Raw genomic sequence first — 17,419 nt, forward strand, 5'->3', positions numbered from 1 at the left:
GGACCGATGGACATGCCTCCATCGTCGTCCCGACCACCGTCATCGGTCCATGGCTAATTCCGGGACTCGTCACTCACCGGGTCAGTTCGACCCCCGGTCGGTGCATCGGCGAGCGTGTGCCGTCGCGGCGATCGCCCGCCCGAGCGGCCGTGCACGAACGTGTAGAGCGCGCCGGCGAGCATCATCACGCCGGCCAGTGACAGGTACATGGTGCTGAAGTCGGCGGCAGCGACGATGGCGCCGAGCACCACGGGCCCGATGCCGGTTCCGAGGTCGAGGGCGAAGAAGTAGGTGGAGGTCGCCAGCCCGACCCGGTACGCGGGGGTCCTGCGGACCGAGATCGCCTGGATCGTCGAGGTCAGGTTCCCGAACCCGAACCCGAGCAGGACGGCGGCGATCAACATCATGGTGGTGTCCCGTGCGCTCGCCAGCACCACCATCCCGGCGACCATCGCCACGAGCGCCGGGTACACCACGACGTTGTCACCGCGCCGGTCCTGGGTGCGTCCGGCGAACGGCCGGGTGAGCAGCAGCACGAGCGCGTACACGGCGAAGAACAACGCGGCTGCCGTGGCGATGTCGAGGGACTCGGCGTAGGAGTTGAGGAACGCCAGGACCCCAGAGTAGGAAAGGCCCCCGAGCGCGATCACCGACACCACCGGCAGGACGCCCGGCTCCACGAAGGTGCGCGGGTGCCACCCGCGGGTCGTCGCCCGTTGCTCCGGTGTGAGCTCGAGTTCCGGGAACCGCAGGAACAGCGAGGCGATCAGCGCCAACGCGGAGAACGCCACGCAGGCTGCGAACAGCAGCTCGTAGTCCCCCCACTGCAGCAGGGTGAGCGCGATGAACGGCCCGATCGCGGTGGCGAGCGTCTGTGCCATCCCGAGGAACGCGGTGCCCTCGCCGCGACGGGCCGGCGGGATGATCGCCTGCGCGCCGGCCACGATCGCGGTGGCGCCCGAGCCCATCGCGAAGCCGTGCACAAGCCGGACCGCGATCAACAGGCCCAGGTCCTGCGCGGGGATGTACAGCGCCGACATCACCACGTACACGACCAGTGCCGAGATGATGAGCCGGCGCCGTCCGACGATCTCGAGCAGCTTGCCGGCGGACAGGCGCGCCACCACCGCCCCGATGATGAACGCGCTCGAGGCGAGGCCGGCCAGACTCGCGCTCGCCTGGAACCGTTCGACGGCGTAGAACGCCATCGTGGTCATGAGCAGGTAGAAGATCATGCCCATGAAGCAGCTGGTGACGATGGCGAGGATGAAACTGCGGGTCCACAGTGGCCCGGTGATGCGGTCGGTCACGGCGCTCCTTCGCTTCGACGCCGCGACCCCCGATACGCGGCGTCGCTCGCAGCCTAGGCAAGCAGGGCGCGCGGACTCCCACTGATGCCATGAGTTGCCGCCGAGGCGGCCGGCCGGCTCAGAGCCTGACCGGCTGGCCCGCCTCGACCGACCGCTGCGCCGCCGTGACGATCGCGAGCGTGCGCGCACCCACGGCGCCGTCGGGCTGCGGGGTCCGGCCGGTGCGCACCGCGTCGAGGAACTCGCCGAGCATCCGGGCGTCCAGGTCCGCTCCGAAGCCGGCCCAGACCTCGCCGTCGGCGTCGTAACCGGCCACGTGGGCCGCGAACGGGTCGATCCGCACCGACCCGGCGGTGCCGTGCACCTCCAGGGTGAGCCCGCCCCAGTTCGGCGCGGACTCCGGGTGACTCCACGAGCAGTCGATCGTGGCGATCACACCGGAGGGGTACCGGATCGACACCACGCCCCCGGTCTCCACGTCCACGCCGGCGTCGGGCCGCAGGATCCGGTTCGTCACGGCGTGCACCTCCTCGGCCCCCTCGCCCAGGAGTGCGTCGATCAGGTCCGCCACGTGCACCACGTGGTCGAGGAGCGCGCCGCCGCCGGACCGGGCCGGGTCGGTGAACCAGGACCGCTGGGCGAGCGGCATCTTCCCGTTGTTGGTACCGAGGATCGAGTAGATGTCGCCGAGCTGACCGGCGCGGACCCTTGCCACGAGGTCGGTGAAAACGCTCGCGAACCGCACCGGGTACGCCGTCATCAGGATCACGCCGGCCGCGTCCGCGGCGGCACGCATGGCCGCGGCGTCCGCGTCGGAGGTGGCCAGCGGCTTCTCGCAGAGCACGTGCGCGCCGGCGGCGGTCGCCAGTTCCGTCAGCGCACGGTGCGAGGTGTTCTCCGCACAGATGACGACGGCGTCCGGCGCCTTCGCGAGGAGCGTCGCCACATCCTCGACGTAGGTGACGCCGTGTTCCGCGGCGAACGTCGCGCCGCGCACGGTGCCCGGGTCGTAGGGCCCGGGGTCGGTGCCGAGCACCTCGACGCCCGGCGTCGCAGCGAGGATCCGCGCGTAGGAGGACGCGTGGGTATGCGCGAAGGACAGGATGCCAACGGTGAGTGGCGCGATCGTCGGGCTCATCTCGATCGGCCCCGGTGCGGTCGTCATCGCAGGCTCCCCTCGGTGCTCGGTACCGTCATTTCCGTGGGCAACTCCACGACCTCGCCGCTCGCGGCCGAGGCCAGCACCGCCTCGGCGATGGCCACGGCGCGGACGCCGTCGACGCCGCTCACGGACGCCACTGCGCCCGTGCTGATGGCCGCCCAGAAGTCGGCGAGCTCGGCCGTGTACGGGCTCTCGGAAGCGTCCGTCGCCGGAAGGTAGCCACCCGCGTTGGCCGGGCCACCGAGGTGGACCCGGGCGGAGTCGGCCCGAGCCATGTCGTACCGGAGCAGGCCACCGTCCCCGGCGATCTCGAACGAGGACGTGAACGGCAGCCCGGGGTGCCCCCAGACGCCGTAGACATGGCTGATCGCACCCGAGACGTGGGTGAGCGTCACCGCGGCACTGGCGACGCGACCGCCGTCCCCGGCCCGCGCCGTCGACCGCGCGAACACCCGGGCCACCGGCCCGGCGAGCCACTCGGCCTGGTCGAGGTCGTGGATCATCTGGTCGAGCACGATCCCGCCGGAGCGTGCCTCGTCGAAGAACCAGTCCGCCTTCGGCGCCGCGCTCATCCGGCGGAACCGGGCCACCGCGACCGTGCCGATCCGCCCGGCGCGGATCGCGGCGCGTGCGGCGGCGTACTCGGGGAAGTAGCGCACCACGTGGGCGGGGAACAGCCGCACCCCCGCCGCCTCGGCGGCCTCGACAACGGTCGTCGCCTCTGCGGAGGTGCGCGCGAGCGGCTTCTCGCAGACCACGTGCCTGCCCGCACCGATCGCGGCGAGGGCCAGCTCGGCGTGGGTGGCGGTGGGCGTGACGATGTCCACCAGGTCCACCTGCGGCCACAGGTCCGCGAGGGTGTCCGCGGTGCGGAACCCGAACCTGTCGGCGAGGGCCTGCGCGCCATGCTCGGAGTGCACCACCACGTCCGCGCCGAGGGCCCGCCAGCCGGCGGCGTGCACCCCTGAGATCCCGCCGGCACCGATGAGGCCGACGCGGGGCGCGTTCACGCCTTCCTCACCGCGGGCTCGCCGCCGATCAGATGGGCGACGTCCCGAGTGGACGCGGACAGGTCGAGCTGGGTCTGGCGCACGAGGCTCACGCAACCACCGTATCGAACCGTGAGCGCCCGTGGGTCACTGAATGAGACAGAAGGGATGACCCGCCGGATCGAGATAGACCCGGAAGCCGCCGTCCTTCGAGGGCTGGTGCTGGTGGCGCCGGGCACCGAGGGCGAGCACCGACGGTTCGGAGGCGTCGATGTTCGCGACGGTGAGGTCGAGGTGGACCTGCTGGGGGTGGGCGCCCCCGGGCCAGGTCGGCGTGACCCAGTCCTCGATCCGCTGGAACGCGAGGGTCGGGCGCCCGTCCGGACGCTCCGGGCTCACCCCGCCGCCGGGCGGCACCAGGTTGACCCAGTCCCGGTCCGCGCCGGGCTCTATGGGCCAGCCGAGCAGCTCGGAGTAGAAGCCGCCGAGCGCCAGCGCGTCGGGGCAGTCGAGGATGATCAGATCGAGGACCGGCTTCGCGATCGGTGCGTCAGTCATGCCGGCGAAGGTACCGCCGACTCCGGACGTATCCCGTCCGGATGCGTCGCGGTAGCGCGCAAGGCGTTCCCGGACGCCGGCCACACGGTCATCGACGACGGTCACCACCTGCATCCGGGCCCGGGAACCCTGGGATCGGTAGCCGGGACCACCACCTAGCCTGGGCTTCGTGACCACGATCGAGCCCTTGCCACGCTCGTACCTCGACGCCCGCCGCCTCGCCGACCCGAGTATCCGAATGCGCGTGGTCACCCGCGGCGACGCCGCCGAACTGCCCGAGGACCCGCACGAGCTCGTGCCGGGCGCGTGGAGCCGCGGCGCCATGGCTGCGGCCGTCCTTGGAACGGCCCTGATCACCGTGGGCTTCGCCGTCGGCATGTGGTTCGTGGCCACGAACCCGCCCCCGGGCTCCGGGACCGGCTGGTTCATCGGCTGGAACCTCTTCCCGTGGTTTTCACCCTCCCCGTGATCCTCACGTGCGGCTACTTCCTGACCCGCTCACGCCGGGCTCACGCCTTCGCGGCGGACTACGGCCGGCTCCGCCAGGGCACGACGCGCGTCGAGGGGAACCTTGCGCGACGTGGCGATCGGCACGTCCGAGGCCACGATCACCGGCCTGGTGGCAGCCGTCGAGGTCACATGGCACCGGCAGGCCCGGCGCATCGTGGCGAACGGTGACGCACGCCTGCTGCAGACCGAGGTGCCGCGGCTCGGCACCCGCGTGCAACTGTGGCTGAGCCCGGAAGGCGCCGTGGTCGTGATGCAACTGGCCGCGGGGGCGCCGGCCGGCCCAGGGCCGGCGGAAGCCCCGGTGGGAATCGGCGATCAGCTCGCGGTCCTCGCCCGGTTGCGGGCGCACGGCAGCCTGAGCGAGGCCGAGTTCGCGGCGGCCAGGCGGCAACTGCTCGGCTAGCGCCGACAAGGCGGGTGGAGAACGTCCGGAATGGTCCCTAGTCTCGCGGCATGGCCGTGCACTGGACCCTCGGTGGTGACGCGAACGACCCGCGACTTCTCGCGGACTTCTGGTCGGTGGCCCTCGGCTACATCGCCGAGCCAGGCTACGACGATCCCGACGGCGCCTCGATCATCGACCCGGACGGGCACGGCCCCGCGATCGGGTGGCTGCGCGTGCCCGAGGGCAAGAGCGCGAAGAACCGGCTGCACATCGACATCCGGGTGGCCGGCGAGCCCCCGTGGGACTGGGTCCGGCGGGCGGAACTGATCCGCGCGAAGGTGTTCGAGCTGACCGCCGCGGGCGCCACCCGGGTCCGCGACGAGCAGTACCGCGACGACGACGGCCGGACCATCCTCGGGCACGTGGTGATGACGGATCCCGAGGGCAACGAGTTCTGTGTCGCCTGACGAGGGACTGTCGGGTCAAGGGGCGACGCGCTGGACGAACTGGATCGGATGGCCGTCCGGGTCCTCAACGAACGGCACCCGAAGTCGCCCGTCCTGGAACGGGTGCGGACCCTCATGGTCTGAGGCCCCCGCTGCCAGCGCGAACGCGTACGCACCGTCGACGTCGTCGGTCCAGATCGTCACGCACGCCCGGTGCCCGGAGGTCACCGGGGTGAGCCCGTGGCTGCTCGCGGCCGGGCCGGGCAGTGCCAGACCGAGCCCGAATCCTCCGAGCGTCATCTCGATCTTGACGGGCGCCGTCGGGCTGGACCGGAGCGTCTCCGCGAACGAGAAGTTCGCGTAGAACGCGGCGGCGCGCTCGCAGTCGGCGACGAACAGGATCACCTGCGGGTCGTAGAACTCCACACCGCGACGCTACTGCGTGAGGGTGAGCGCCTGAAGGGCGGGGGCGAGCCGATCGGCGAGTCCCTCGTCGTGACGGGCGGCCTCCTCGGCCAACGCAGCCAGGCCGGCGGCGTGTGCTCGGCGCAGTTCTTCCGGTTCGACGGCGCAGGGCCGGGTCGCGGCGAGGGCGTCCAGTTCGCCGACGGGCAGCCGGTCGACGCCGCGGCCCTGGTGGGGGTTGAGTCCGTGGCGCAGGCACGCGAGCGAGATCAGCCGTTCGCGGATCCCGTCGAGCATGATCGACGCCTGCCAGAGCCGGTCGCGGGCGACTGCGGAGCGGGAGTGCAATGCGTGCAGCCAGGCCATGGCGATCAGATCCGCCGGGTCCGGCAGGTTGGGCTCCGTCGCCCGGGTGGGCGTGCCGAACAGCACCCGGAACCCTGGCTCCGTGGCCCGGAAGGATTCACGGCGCCAGAACGAGAGGTCCACCTGGAGGGAGTTCGCGAGCAGGAATACCCGGAACAGCGTGCCGGCGCCATGGACGTCGAGGGTGTCGGCGACGTCCTGCTCGGCGCGCAGCCATGCCGTCCACTCGTCCGCGACGTCGGCTGGGTCCACGCCGTCGGCGATCTGCAGGGCCAGATCGATGTCGGACCACCGGTCCTGGCCACCGGTCGCCGCGGATCCGACCAGGGCCGCTCCGACGACCCGAGGGTCGGAGCGGGCCCGTTCCCCCAGGAGCCGGCCCAACTCGTCCCGGAACTGCGTGGTGAACATGGGAGCAGATGGTAGGCCCATGCGACGTCCGTCGAGCCGGGACCGGTAGCCTCGAGGTCCCCGACGAAGGCGTGGCATGCCCTTTCTGGACATCGACGGCACTCCGATCTACTACGAGACCCACGGCGACGGACCGGCCCTCGTCCTGATCCATGCGATCAGCTCGGGCTCCGACATGTGGCGGGCGCAGGTGGACCACTTCTCGGCCACCCACCGCGTCGTGGTGTTCGACGCCCGCGGCGTGCACCGCTCGGGCCCGATCACCGGATGGCGCCACATCCGCTCCCGCATCGCCGGCGACGTCACGATCCTGCTCGATCACCTGGGCATCGCCCGTGCCACCGTGTGCGGGGTCAGCTTCGGTGGAGTGATCGCCCAGCATGTGGCGGCCCGGCACCCGGACCGGATCCGGGCCCTGGCCATCGTCGATACCTACTCCGACTCTCGTCCGACCACGGTGGGCAAGGCCGCCTGGCTCGCCTCCGTGTATCTCGGGTCGGTGTCCAACCTGTTGCCCGGCAGGTTGCTAGCCGACATCATGCGGAAGCAGTACGCACGGTGGCCGACGGCGGCCCGGTACCTCGCCGAAGCGGTGCGCCGGCCGCGGGCCTGGGACGGCTTCAAGACCCGCAATGCCATCAACTTGGTCAACTACCTACCGGCGCACGCGGCGGCCGACTACCCGCTGCTCGCTGTGGTCGGAACCGAGTCCTGGCCGCGCTCGATGACCTTCATGGACGAGTTGAAGCGCGCCGTACCGCGGACCGAGCTGGTGCGTGTCCCGGACTCCAACGACCCGACACCGCTGTGCCGTCCGGAGGCGTTCAATCGGATCCTCGGCGACTTCCTGGGTCGGGTCGCCTGAGCCGCGTCACCGGTCGGGGTGTATCCCGACGATCGCGGGGTGGATCCTCCGTGGCGCCGCGTAGTCGGCGTTGTCGACGACATACGTGGCGCGCTCCCACGGGTGCGCGGCGGCGAAGTACAGGCGCTGACCGCCGACGTAGCGCCGCATCGTCGGATGCTCCGGATCCGGATTGCTGCCATCGCGAGCCGCCATCCGCGCTGCGCTCACGGTGAAGGGCACATCGAGGAAGGCAGAGGCGTCCCAGACCGGGACGAGTTCGTCGCGGTGAAGGAACAGTCCCTCCACGACGATGACGGCGTCCGGCGGAGCGAACTCCGACTCGGCCGTGATCGACCTCTCGGACTCGAGGTCGTACACGGCCGGGCAGTACCAGCCGGTCCCTCCGGGGCCAAGAGGATCCAGCACTCGCGCTCTGAGTGCCGGGTAGTCGTAGGTGTCCATCCAATAGCCCTCGGGTGATGTGCGCCCCTTGGCGTGCCTGATCGCCGCAGGGTTGAGGAAGGCATCGGCGTGGATGAGAACCGCCGGCCGCCGTTCTTCGAGGTGCGAGGCGAGCAGGGTGGCGAACGAGGTCTTGCCACTTCCGTCGACACCGTCGATGGCCACCAGCCGGCGCCCTGCGCCGAGTCGCCGGAGCAGGTCGTCCGCAAGCCACCCGACGAAGGAGTCCATGTGGTCACTATTCCAGGGCCTGCCCCTACCCGGGCAGGCAGGTCGCGCGGTTCGCCTCGCTCAGCCGACCTGGGCAGCCACCAGCGCACGGACCTGCCCCGCGTCCATCGGACCGAGGGCACCGCTGAGCGAGGCGGCCAGGTCTTCGTACGGGTCGGTGACCGGCAGCTCACTAACCGCGATGGCCAGCCGGTCGACCGTCCACGGCTCGGTGCCGGAGCTGATGGCTTCCGCCGCGGACCACCCGCGGTTGATCGTCACCGTGGTCCCGCGCACGCTCAGCACCTGGCCGGTGAGCGGACAGTCAGCAGCCGCGAGGTACGCGGCGACGGGCGCGATCACCGCCGGGTGGTTCGGGTCGAACGCACCCGGGGCCGCCGGCGCGGTGGGCATGCCGGGGACGCCGGCCGTCAGCCGGGTGCGGACCATCGAGGGCGACAGGCAGTTCACCCGCACGCCGACGACGCCCAGTTCGAGTGCGTGCACGGTGGTCATCGCGGCCACGCCCGCATTGGCCGCGGCGTAGTTGGACTGCGTGGGCAGCGGGTTCAGTAGCCCCGACCCGGACGCGGTGTTGATGATGCTCCGGTCCTCCCGGGCTCCCGCCGCATCCTGCTCACGGAAGTACCTCGCCGCCCAGTGGCTGATCGCGAAGGTGCCCTTCAGCTTCACCGCGACGACAGCGTCGAACGCGGCCTCACTCAGGTGACCGAGCGCGCCACCATGCTCGATCCCGGCATTGTTGATGACCACGTGCAGGTCGCCGAAGGCCCCGACCGCGGTCTCGACCACCCGGGCGGCACCTGACCAGTCGGCGACGCTGTCGACGCTCGGCACCGCTCGGCCGCCGGCGGCGACGATCTCGTCGGCGACCTGCTGGGCCACCGACCGGTCACCACCGCTGCCGTCCGGTTGCACGCCCGGATCGTTGACCACCACGGCGGCACCCTCCGCGGCCAGGTAGCGGGCCTCCTCCCGGCCGATCCCGCGGCCTGCTCCGGTGACCACCGCCACCCGCCCGTCCAGACTTCCCATGTCCGCTCCTCTCCTTGGCTCCCACCGCACCGCTCTGCGATGCTCGGACCACCGTCACGGGTGGGCCGCGCGACCTCAAGGGGCATGCCTGCGCAGTGTCGGGTACCACGACGGAAGGGGCCGGAGTGTCCGGTAACGACGAGGATCTACGGGTCCGCCGCACCCGGCGGATGCTGCGCGACGCCCTGGCGGACCTCGTCGCCGAGCGCGGCTATGAGGCAGTCTCCATCACCGCCCTCACCGAGCGTGCCCTGGTCAACCGGACCACCTTCTACGCCCACTACCGCAGCAAGTACGACCTGCTCCTCGAGGTCGTCGGCGGGACGTTCCAGTCGGTCCGCGAATACCCGCTGCTGCAGGATGCGGCCGACCCGTGGCGACCTGGGAAGGTGCCGCCCGCGTGGCTGATCGACTTCCTCACCGACCTCGATCGGGACGCTCCCTTCTACCGCGGAGTGCTCGGCGAAGGCGGTTCCGAGCGGCTGCGCACCGACCTGCGCACCTACTTCGCGGGCCTGCTCGAGCAGCGGATCAGCCGGGCCGCTGTCCCGCACGAAGGGGCGCGGGTGCCGCCGCGGGCCGTGGCGATGATCCTGGCCGCGGCGGGACTCGGGTCGCTGACCTGGTGGCTCGAGCAGGATCCGCGCGACCCTCCGGAGCAGGTGGCGACCTGGTACCTGGAGACCGTCGCTCCCGGTGCCCTGCGCGTCATCGGGATCGGCTTCTGAGTCCGGCGCTTCCGCGGAAGCGCCCGAGTCACCAGGGCGATCCGAACCGAACGAGGAACACCACGGCCGACACCACGGCGAACGCCAGCAGCGAGACGCCCATGACGGGTCCCACCAGGCGACTGGTGACCTCGTCGGACCGGCGCAGGCGGGGCAGCAACACGAACAGGGCGGCAGCCTGGATCAACCCCAGCAACGCCAAGGACCAGTCCCCGAGGAACAATGCGAGCGGGATGAAGTGCAGCGCCACGACGAGCGCGACCCACCATGCCATCCAGCGGCTCTGCGACCGCCGGGCCAGGACCAGGCATCCGGCGCCGGCGAGCAGCACCTCGAGACCGACCACCACACCGAACCACTGGTAGCGACCGTCCAACGCTGAGCCGTCGCCGGCGTGCAGCGCAACGGAGTAGCCGAACCCACCGGCCAGGATCGCACCCAGCCCCGACGCGACGCCGAGGCGCCACCGCCAACGCGGTGGCGGGTCCTCCTGGCCCCACCCGAACCACACGAAGGCCATCAGCCCGAACCAGGCGATCGTGAAGGCATGGTCACGGGTGAAGTCGGTGAGCATCCCGCCACGCTAACGTCGGCGACCACCCAGGGCGACCGGCCCGGTCGACCCCGGGCGACGCCGTCGTCCACTCCGCCTTGGCGGTCATCGCCTCGGCCCGTGACGGATCCCGGCCGCTACACCAACCCGGCCCTGAGGGAGCCGGCGAGCGGGCAGGCCCAGACGTCGATGTTCCCGCGGCCGACACGATTGATGTACCGCCCGACCTCCACGTAGGACCGGGCAAGGGAGGTCTCGTGGTACTTGATGTCGAGCCTCTCGCAGTGCTCGCGGACCATGGGGGCGACCTTGCGGAGGTTGGGGCGCGACATCGAGGGGAACAGGTGGTGCTCGATCTGGTAGTTCAGCCCGCCCAGCAGGGTGTCGACGTGACGGCCACCACTGATGTTCCGGCTCATGAGCACCTGACGGCGGAGGAAGTCGATGCGGACCTCCTTGGGCACCATCGGCATCCCGATGTGGTTGGGGGCGAAGGACATGCCCAGGTAGAAACCGAACACCATCACCTCGACAGCGATGAACGCGAGGGCGATCGGCCACGACATCACGAGGAACGCGAACGTGACCAGCGTCGCCTGCCGGATCACGATGAACGCGATCTCGGTCCAGCGGCGGTCAACGGGCTCGCGGCTCAGCAACCGCTGGAACCCGGCCAGGTGTAACTGCAGTCCCGCCAACGTCATGATCGGGAAGAACCACACACCCTGGTAACGGGAGAGCCAGCGCTGGAACGCCGTCGAGCGGCTGCGGGCATCCTCGGGCGTGTAGGCGACGGTGCCACGACGGACGTCGGGGTCGCGGCCGGCCTGGTTCGGCGTCGCGTGGTGCTTGCTGTGCTTGATCTGCCACCAACCGAGGCCCATGCCGACGAACAGGTTGATCACCACGAGTGAGGTCCACTCGTTCAGCTTCGGGGACGTGAAGATCTGACGGTGCGCGGCGTCGTGACCGAGGAAAGCGATCTGCGTCATGAGCACCGCAACCAGGAACGCCATGCCCAGCTGCCACCAGCTGTCGCCGATCATGACCGAGGCCCAGGCCAGACCGCCCAGCAGCAGCGGGTACGCAACCATCCGGGAGATGTACCACCCGTGCGAGCGGGCCATCAGCCCCTCGGCCTTGACCCGCTTGGTCAGGTCCGTGAAGTCGCTGAGGTGCCGGGTGTTCCGCTCCTTGCGCACGCGCGGAGCCGTGGCCGGGGTGGCCTGATCCGCCGGCGCGTCCGCGACCATGGTGTCAGTCATATAGCCATCGTCGGGTCTCAGGGGCCCGGTGTCGTCACCCGCACGGTTCGACCTTGGGTAGTACCCAAGAGTGACGCAGCCGCCTCAGGACCCGACGGCGATCAGCCCGCCCTCGTAGGCCGCGACGACGATCTGGGTCCGATCCCGCAGGCCGAGCTTCATCAGAACCCGGCTGACGTGGGTCTTGACCGTCTGCTCTGCGAGCACCAGCTCGGCCGCGATCTCGGCGTTCGACAGGCCCCTCGCGACCAGCTTCGCCACCGCCAGCTCCCGGTCGGTCAGCTCCCTGAACCGAGCGGCGTCGGCGTGTGCGCGTGCCGGCTGCGACACGAACTCCGCGATGACCGATCGCGTGATCGACGGGCTGAGCAGCGCGTCCCCGCCGGCCACCACGCGCACCGCGTGGATGAGGTCGGCGGCGGGCGCGTCCTTGAGGAGGAATCCGCTCGCACCTGCCCGCAGTGCCTGGAACACGTAGGAGTCGAGGTCGAACGTGGTGAGGATGATGATGCGGGGCTCGACGTCCTTCAGCGCCACGATCCGCCTGGTCGCCTCGATCCCGTCGACCTCGGGCATACGGATGTCCATGAGCACCACGTCCGGCCGAGTGCGGGTCACCAGCTCCACGGCCTCGGCCCCGTCGGAGCCGTCCCCCACCACCGTGATGCCCTCCTGGGCGTTGAGCAGCGCGCCGAACCCAGCCCGGACCATCGCCTGGTCGTCGACGATCGCAACCCGGGTCTCGTCGTGGTCCACGTGTGTTCCGTTCTGATCGGGGGCTCAGGACGAGGATCTCACCTTTCGGTCCTCCGGACCGAACTCAGCCCTCGATGTCCGACGGCGGAGCCGGGGCTCCGTCGTCGGGCTCGCTCTGTCGGTCGGTGGGCTCCCCCGCCAACCAGCATGGCAGCATCGCGTGGACCACGAAGCCGCCCTCCGGCGTGGGCTCGGCGGTCAGCGAGCCCCGGACGAAGCTGGCGCGCTCGTGCATGCCGCGGAGGCCGAACCCATGGCCCTCGGTGGCGCGGACCGATGCGGTCGGCGCCGAGTTCAGCACCTCGACGAACACATGCTCCGGCGTGATCGCGATGCTGACCTCGATGTCGCTGCCGGGTGCGTGCCGCAGCGCATTGCTCAGCGCCTCCTGCACGATTCGGTAGACGCTCAGCGAGGTCGCCTCGGAGACGCGCGGGTCGTCGAGCTCACCCTCGACGTGCAGGCGCACCGACTCCGCGCCTCGGCGTGTGCTCTCGATGAGGGTCGGGACGAAGCTCATCGTCGGCTGCGGAGCGAGCAGGTTCTCGCCGTCCTCCTGCCGCAGCACGGCCAGCAGCCCGCGCATCTCGACCAGCGCGCTCCGCGCGGAGTCGGTGATGTCGTCGAGCTCCGCGACGACCTCAGCGGGGACGTCCTCGATCCGGTACTGCAACGTGGAGGCCTGGATGGAGATCACCGACAACCCATGGGCCACCACGTCGTGGAGCTCCCTGGCGATCCGGTTCCGCTCCTCCATCAGCAGTCGACGCTCCTGGGCGGTGGCCGCGATCTCCTGCTGCTTGAGCAGCTCAGCGCGGCTCTGCTGCCACTGGTGGATGAGAATCCCGAAGACGACAACGAGCGCGCAGACCGAGATCGCCGTGATCACATTGGTCGCGAACCGCCCCCATCCTCCGGTGTGCCACGGCAGCGCCGCGAACGTGGCCGCCACCACGGGGAGCACCGCCCCTGCCACCGGCAGCAGCCACTTCTCCCGCACCGCGAGGATGAACACCATCAGCGCACAGGTCACGATCGTGATGACCGGCATCGGCCACGGCCGATCCCCGTGCCCCATGGCCGTGAGCAGGGTCGTCGCAGCCACCGCGACCGTGGCAGCACCGACCGCGAACCACGGCCTCCCCAGCGCCCACACGAGGGTCGCCGCATGCAGAACGGCGACCACGATCGCGATCGCGACCACCGCTCCGTACATCGCCGGCATGGTCGAGGCATTGACGACCAGTACGGCGATCATCGACAACCACACGAGCGCGCGGATCCAGCTCTGCGACAGCAGCCTTACCCCGATCCGGTGCAGCAGTCGGTCGATGCGCTCGAGCACGTTGGCCGGGAACGCCGCCCGTTCCGGCGTGCCCACTGCCGTCTGCCCGCGTGCCCTCATGTGCTTACGGTCTCGCAGATCGGGCGGACTCGTCACCAGGCGGACCCGCCGGTCGGTCGTCACAGCAAGTACGGCAAGCCACCTGATGCGCCGAGAGCGGTGGTCCCGCCGAATCCGGGCCGGTCGGGGTGCTGGCGCCGGTGCGGTCCTGCACCGGCTGCCGCCGCGACGATGACGGTCACGGCTGCGCCGGGACCTGCAGGGCGTCCGACAGCACCTGCCAATGGCGACTGTGCGCCCACGAGCACACGGCTCGCGTCAGGCCCTCTCGACAGGCAGCCAGAGCTCGCAGGTGGCATGGGTCTCGGTGAGCTCGAGGTAGCGCAGGATCGATGGTCCCGGGCGCAGTCGCCAGGGGTTGGAGGGGAACCACTCCGTCGCCGTCGCCGCCCAGAGCCGCTGCAGCGCTTCGGGGAATGGACCACGGGAGGAGAAGACCGCCCAGGTCCCAGCCTCGACGGGAACGACATCGAGGTCCTCCGGTGGCACGGTGGCCGCGTCGAGTGCGACCCCGTGGAGGTAGGTGAGCATCGACCCTTCCGGTGCGTCCGGCTCCGTACCGGAGGTGACCGCCAGGATGCCCGCGGGCTCGGTGTTCGCGAGCGCCTTGAGTCGTCCGTGTTCCTCGGGTGCGATGGCGGCGACGTGCTCCTGGATGTGCGGGTTGACGCCCTCGTAGATGAGTGGGACCTGCGCCGCGTGTCCGGCGAGGACGAACTCGGGTCGGGCTGTGATGGTGACGTCCATCGGAGTGCTCCCTTCGACGCTCAGGCGGAACCTGAGCGTTGGTTGTGTGCTGAGCGGACCACCGTGCCTGCGTGCAGCTGCGGGGCTGGTGCCGTGCACTGCTCGGAACGCTCGCCCGAACGCCTCGACCGATCCGTAGCCGTATCGCACGCCGACCGCGAGCAGGTCCGGGTCACCGGCCGCGAGGTCGGCACCGGCGAGGGTCATCCGACGTCGGCGTACGTACTCCGACAGCGGCATCCGCGCCAGCGCCGAGAACATCCTGCGCAGGTGGTACTCGCTCGTGCCGTGCTCGCGGGCGAACCCGGCGACGTCGATCGCCTCGCCCGGGCTCCGCTCGACGAGGTCGACCAGGGCGTTGAGGGTGCCGATCATGTGGTCCTCCTTTCGGTGACCATCCTCCGCAACTGCCGCGAACCGCACCCGATCATCGTGGCCAGGTTCGATCAGCCGTGAGGGCCGGCGATGAGGTCACTTGTGGTCCACGGATACTGGCTGGAGCCCCAGTCGGCCGCGTGCCGCATCGACGATCTCCTGCACGAACCCGGTCTTCGCGGCGTTGTAGGAACTTGTGCCCTCCAGAGCCGCAGCGGCCGCGCTCCGCTTGAGCGCCTCGTGACGTCGACGATCACCCGGATGCTCCAACAGCCGGTCGCGGAAGAAGCGCTGGTGGACGGTCTCCCAGCCGCGCGTGGGAAGGAAGTCGATCATCGCGGAACGGGACACGTCTGTGACGCTAGTTCCCCTGCGTGAATCACGTGCTACCCCGCCCGGATACGATGCCCGCGACACGAAGGGACCACATGGCCGCGCAGCTCGCCTTCCTCATCCAGGACGCACCCGACGACTCGATCACCGAGGCGGCGCTGAGCAGGCAGTTGCTCGCCGACTGGCCGGACCTCAACCCGACCCTTCTCAGCACCGATCACTCCGGGACTCCGACCGCACCCACTGCGGGATCCGCCCCGATCGTCCTGCACTACGACACGACGATGATCGCCGTGATGTCTGTACCCGCCCCCATCGGCGACGACCTCACCGAGATCGCCCAGCACAGCCGGCTCTGGCCGAACAGCGCACCGGTCCCGGTCGACTACACCGGGCACTCGATCGTCAGCGTGTTCGACGCCGGTGCCACCGGGCATCGCGCGGCGACCGAGCAGGCCGTCCTGTTGTCGAAGGTGATCGCCTCCCTGATCGCGCTCAGCGACGGCATCCAGGCCGTCTACTGGGGATCCGCCGAGCATGTCATCCTGCCGGCGCTGTTCCGCGACCTGGCCCTCAACACGCTCCCGACGCCGCTGCTCCTTGCTTGGGTGGCGATGAACGTGGGCACCCGCCCCGACGGCGTCCTGACCGGCCATACGCTGGGCTTGGAGCAACTCGGCGTGATGGACATAGAGATCCCGAAGAGCCCGGAAGATGCCTCGGGTGTGCTCGACCGTCTCGTCGGCATCGCCGACTACCAACTGCAGAACGGTCCCGTCATCGGCGACGCAGACACGATCGGGTCCGTCGCCGCGGCCCAGATCATCGCGCGGCACACGCCGTCGGCCATCGGCGACGAACGGACCGTCCTCTCGTTGAGCTTCGTCTCGAACGAGCCGCCGGCTCGCAAGCGTGGGCTGTTCCGCCGAGGCTAGTCGAGCTGCTTCCTGAAGAAGGCCGCCGAATCCTCGTAGCCAAGTGCTCCGTAGAACTCTCCGGCTCGCCTGGTTGCGAGGGCGATGTAGGCCGCGCCGGCGTGCCTGGCCCATGACTCCGCACGCTCCATCAGCAAGCGGCCCACCCCCGCACCTCGCTCTGGTTCGGCAACCATGACCTCCTCGACCCAGGCAACCGGGGCGTTGGCGAAGAACGTCTGATGGTGATTCGCCAGGAGGTACCCCACGGTGCGACCGTCGCCGACCGCGACAAGCGCAACCATGTCGTCATCGCTCAGCACAGCCGAGAACGCCGCGTCGAAATGCTCGCGGTGGGGCCGGTAGGACACCGCGAACCGCTGGACCAGCATCCAGACGGCATCCCGATCACGGTCGACTGCGGGCCGAACCTCGAACGTCGTCAACTCCACGCCTCCGAGACTACGGTCCATCGGCCGGCCGACCTCGAGTCGAACGCAATGGCTCGACGGACCGATACTGGTCGGGTGGAACGATGGCGAACGGCTACCCGGTTTCCGGCGGTGCTCGACGCGCTCAGCCTGTCCGAAGCCGATCCGGCCACTCGTCGATTGGTAGCCGCATTCGGAGGCACTCCGGTCAAGGTCAGCGAACGGTCTGTCGGCGAGCCTGCGTACTGGTCACGACGGCTTTGCTTCGCATCCGGTGGGGAGATCATCCTTCACGACGACTCGGTCGTTGCCGTGCTCCTGAACCTCACATCGGCGCCGGTCGGTCGGCACCGGCTCGACCTGTCGGAGTGGATCGCCGGTGTCGACAACGACGCCACCCTCGGCGCGCTCAAGAAGGCCATGGGTGTTCCGCGCCACTTCGCAGGGCTCGGAACGCCGTACTTCACGATCGACGGCGGCTACGCACGGTTCAACTTCAGGGACGACCGCGGCTGGAACGATGCCGGAAACCTGGTCAGCATCACGATCACCGTGGACCAGCCCGGTCTGGCCTGCCGTCCTGAGGACGACGACTGCGGCACCTGCAGCGATCTCCTCGTTCGCAGGTCCGACTCGGACGGCGGTGTCGACGTGGGCGGCACCACCCGATCTCTCGCCGCGGCACTCGCGGCCGGTCTGCTCATCCAGGATGGGCATTGGGTCAAGCTCGCCGACCTGCGGCCACTTCACGCCTCGGCACTCATGGAGCGGGTGGAGAGCCAGCTCATGTGCACC

The 17,419-nt window shown here is 70.1% G+C and carries 22 protein-coding genes; 6 read left to right on the forward strand and 16 right to left on the reverse strand.

What is annotated here, in order from left to right:
- Positions 1-53: 53 nt before the first annotated feature.
- The 4 genes from GKS42_RS19235 to GKS42_RS19250 form a co-directional block, all read right to left on the reverse strand.
- Entirely contained in the window at positions 54-1,310 is a 1,257-nt protein-coding gene (locus tag GKS42_RS19235; RefSeq protein ID WP_232847749.1) for an MFS transporter, read from the reverse strand.
- Positions 1,311-1,428: 118 nt separating this feature from the next.
- Positions 1,429-2,475: a Gfo/Idh/MocA family protein gene (locus GKS42_RS19240; RefSeq protein ID WP_232847750.1), complete on the reverse strand. Its 1,047-nt coding sequence runs from the start codon at positions 2,473-2,475 to the stop codon at positions 1,429-1,431.
- Positions 2,472-3,482: a Gfo/Idh/MocA family protein gene (locus tag GKS42_RS19245; protein WP_154795291.1), complete on the reverse strand. Its 1,011-nt coding sequence runs from the start codon at positions 3,480-3,482 to the stop codon at positions 2,472-2,474. Before GKS42_RS19245 ends, GKS42_RS19240 begins: the two co-directional genes overlap by 4 nt.
- Before the next feature lie 126 nt (positions 3,483-3,608).
- Entirely contained in the window at positions 3,609-4,019 is a 411-nt protein-coding gene (locus GKS42_RS19250; protein ID WP_154795292.1) for a VOC family protein, read from the reverse strand.
- Positions 4,020-4,188: 169 nt separating this feature from the next.
- Here GKS42_RS19250 and GKS42_RS19255 point away from each other — a divergent pair, with 169 nt between their 5' ends.
- From GKS42_RS19255 to GKS42_RS19265, 3 genes are all read left to right on the forward strand, one after another.
- Complete coding sequence (locus tag GKS42_RS19255) at positions 4,189-4,488, forward strand: hypothetical protein (RefSeq protein WP_154795293.1); 300 nt, start codon at positions 4,189-4,191, stop codon at positions 4,486-4,488.
- A gap of 111 nt (positions 4,489-4,599) precedes the next feature.
- Entirely contained in the window at positions 4,600-4,932 is a 333-nt protein-coding gene (locus tag GKS42_RS26620) for an SHOCT domain-containing protein (protein WP_232847751.1), read from the forward strand.
- Positions 4,933-4,982: 50 nt separating this feature from the next.
- Positions 4,983-5,381: a VOC family protein gene (locus GKS42_RS19265; RefSeq protein ID WP_154795294.1), complete on the forward strand. Its 399-nt coding sequence runs from the start codon at positions 4,983-4,985 to the stop codon at positions 5,379-5,381.
- A gap of 15 nt (positions 5,382-5,396) precedes the next feature.
- Here the strand turns inward: GKS42_RS19265 and GKS42_RS19270 are convergent, their stop codons facing one another.
- Positions 5,397-5,786 carry a VOC family protein gene (locus tag GKS42_RS19270; RefSeq protein ID WP_154795295.1) on the reverse strand — a complete coding sequence of 130 codons (390 nt, stop codon included), beginning with the start codon at positions 5,784-5,786 and terminating at the stop codon, positions 5,397-5,399.
- Between the two features lie 9 nt (positions 5,787-5,795).
- On the reverse strand, positions 5,796-6,542 hold the full coding sequence (locus tag GKS42_RS19275) for a nucleotidyltransferase domain-containing protein (RefSeq protein ID WP_210769221.1): 747 nt from the start codon (positions 6,540-6,542) through the stop codon (positions 5,796-5,798).
- A gap of 76 nt (positions 6,543-6,618) precedes the next feature.
- On the opposite strand from GKS42_RS19275, the gene GKS42_RS19280 reads away from it, so the two are divergent.
- Positions 6,619-7,407, forward strand: a complete 789-nt coding sequence (locus tag GKS42_RS19280; protein ID WP_154795296.1) for an alpha/beta fold hydrolase — start codon at positions 6,619-6,621, stop codon at positions 7,405-7,407.
- Positions 7,408-7,413: 6 nt separating this feature from the next.
- Here GKS42_RS19280 and GKS42_RS19285 read toward each other — a convergent pair whose 3' ends face one another.
- Both GKS42_RS19285 and GKS42_RS19290 read right to left on the reverse strand, forming a co-directional pair.
- Complete coding sequence (locus GKS42_RS19285; RefSeq protein ID WP_154795297.1) at positions 7,414-8,082, reverse strand: nucleoside/nucleotide kinase family protein; 669 nt, start codon at positions 8,080-8,082, stop codon at positions 7,414-7,416.
- A gap of 60 nt (positions 8,083-8,142) precedes the next feature.
- Positions 8,143-9,117 (reverse strand): SDR family NAD(P)-dependent oxidoreductase, encoded by a 975-nt coding sequence (locus GKS42_RS19290; protein WP_154795298.1) that lies wholly within the window; start codon positions 9,115-9,117, stop codon positions 8,143-8,145.
- A 125-nt stretch (positions 9,118-9,242) separates the two neighbouring features.
- Between GKS42_RS19290 and GKS42_RS19295 the strand changes: the two genes are divergently transcribed.
- Positions 9,243-9,845 (forward strand): TetR/AcrR family transcriptional regulator, encoded by a 603-nt coding sequence (locus tag GKS42_RS19295; protein ID WP_154795299.1) that lies wholly within the window; start codon positions 9,243-9,245, stop codon positions 9,843-9,845.
- A gap of 28 nt (positions 9,846-9,873) precedes the next feature.
- Here GKS42_RS19295 and GKS42_RS19300 read toward each other — a convergent pair whose 3' ends face one another.
- From GKS42_RS19300 to GKS42_RS19325, 6 genes are all read right to left on the reverse strand, one after another.
- Positions 9,874-10,419 carry a hypothetical protein gene (locus tag GKS42_RS19300; RefSeq protein WP_154795300.1) on the reverse strand — a complete coding sequence of 182 codons (546 nt, stop codon included), beginning with the start codon at positions 10,417-10,419 and terminating at the stop codon, positions 9,874-9,876.
- A 116-nt stretch (positions 10,420-10,535) separates the two neighbouring features.
- Positions 10,536-11,663 carry a fatty acid desaturase family protein gene (locus GKS42_RS19305; protein ID WP_232847752.1) on the reverse strand — a complete coding sequence of 376 codons (1,128 nt, stop codon included), beginning with the start codon at positions 11,661-11,663 and terminating at the stop codon, positions 10,536-10,538.
- A gap of 84 nt (positions 11,664-11,747) precedes the next feature.
- Positions 11,748-12,419, reverse strand: a complete 672-nt coding sequence (locus GKS42_RS19310; RefSeq protein WP_290368030.1) for a response regulator — start codon at positions 12,417-12,419, stop codon at positions 11,748-11,750.
- Between the two features lie 64 nt (positions 12,420-12,483).
- Positions 12,484-13,824: a sensor histidine kinase gene (locus GKS42_RS19315; protein WP_154795301.1), complete on the reverse strand. Its 1,341-nt coding sequence runs from the start codon at positions 13,822-13,824 to the stop codon at positions 12,484-12,486.
- 258 nt (positions 13,825-14,082) lie between these two features.
- The gene (locus GKS42_RS19320; protein WP_154795302.1) at positions 14,083-14,946 is read right to left on the reverse strand and encodes an AraC family transcriptional regulator; all 864 of its coding nucleotides are present in this window, start codon (positions 14,944-14,946) and stop codon (positions 14,083-14,085) included.
- Between the two features lie 96 nt (positions 14,947-15,042).
- Complete coding sequence (locus GKS42_RS19325; RefSeq protein WP_168217901.1) at positions 15,043-15,297, reverse strand: GrpB family protein; 255 nt, start codon at positions 15,295-15,297, stop codon at positions 15,043-15,045.
- A gap of 77 nt (positions 15,298-15,374) precedes the next feature.
- Between GKS42_RS19325 and GKS42_RS19330 the strand changes: the two genes are divergently transcribed.
- Entirely contained in the window at positions 15,375-16,214 is an 840-nt protein-coding gene (locus GKS42_RS19330; protein ID WP_154795304.1) for a DUF4261 domain-containing protein, read from the forward strand.
- On the opposite strand, the gene GKS42_RS19335 is transcribed toward GKS42_RS19330, so the two are convergent.
- Both GKS42_RS19335 and GKS42_RS19340 read right to left on the reverse strand, forming a co-directional pair.
- On the reverse strand, positions 16,211-16,639 hold the full coding sequence (locus tag GKS42_RS19335; RefSeq protein ID WP_232847753.1) for a GNAT family N-acetyltransferase: 429 nt from the start codon (positions 16,637-16,639) through the stop codon (positions 16,211-16,213). The genes GKS42_RS19330 and GKS42_RS19335 overlap by 4 nt on opposite strands.
- A gap of 234 nt (positions 16,640-16,873) precedes the next feature.
- Positions 16,874-17,341: a hypothetical protein gene (locus GKS42_RS19340; protein WP_154795306.1), complete on the reverse strand. Its 468-nt coding sequence runs from the start codon at positions 17,339-17,341 to the stop codon at positions 16,874-16,876.
- Positions 17,342-17,419: the final 78 nt, after the last annotated feature.

The sequence above is a fragment of the Occultella kanbiaonis genome, from assembly GCF_009708215.1.
Classification (GTDB): Bacteria; Actinomycetota; Actinomycetes; order Actinomycetales; family Beutenbergiaceae; genus Occultella; species Occultella kanbiaonis.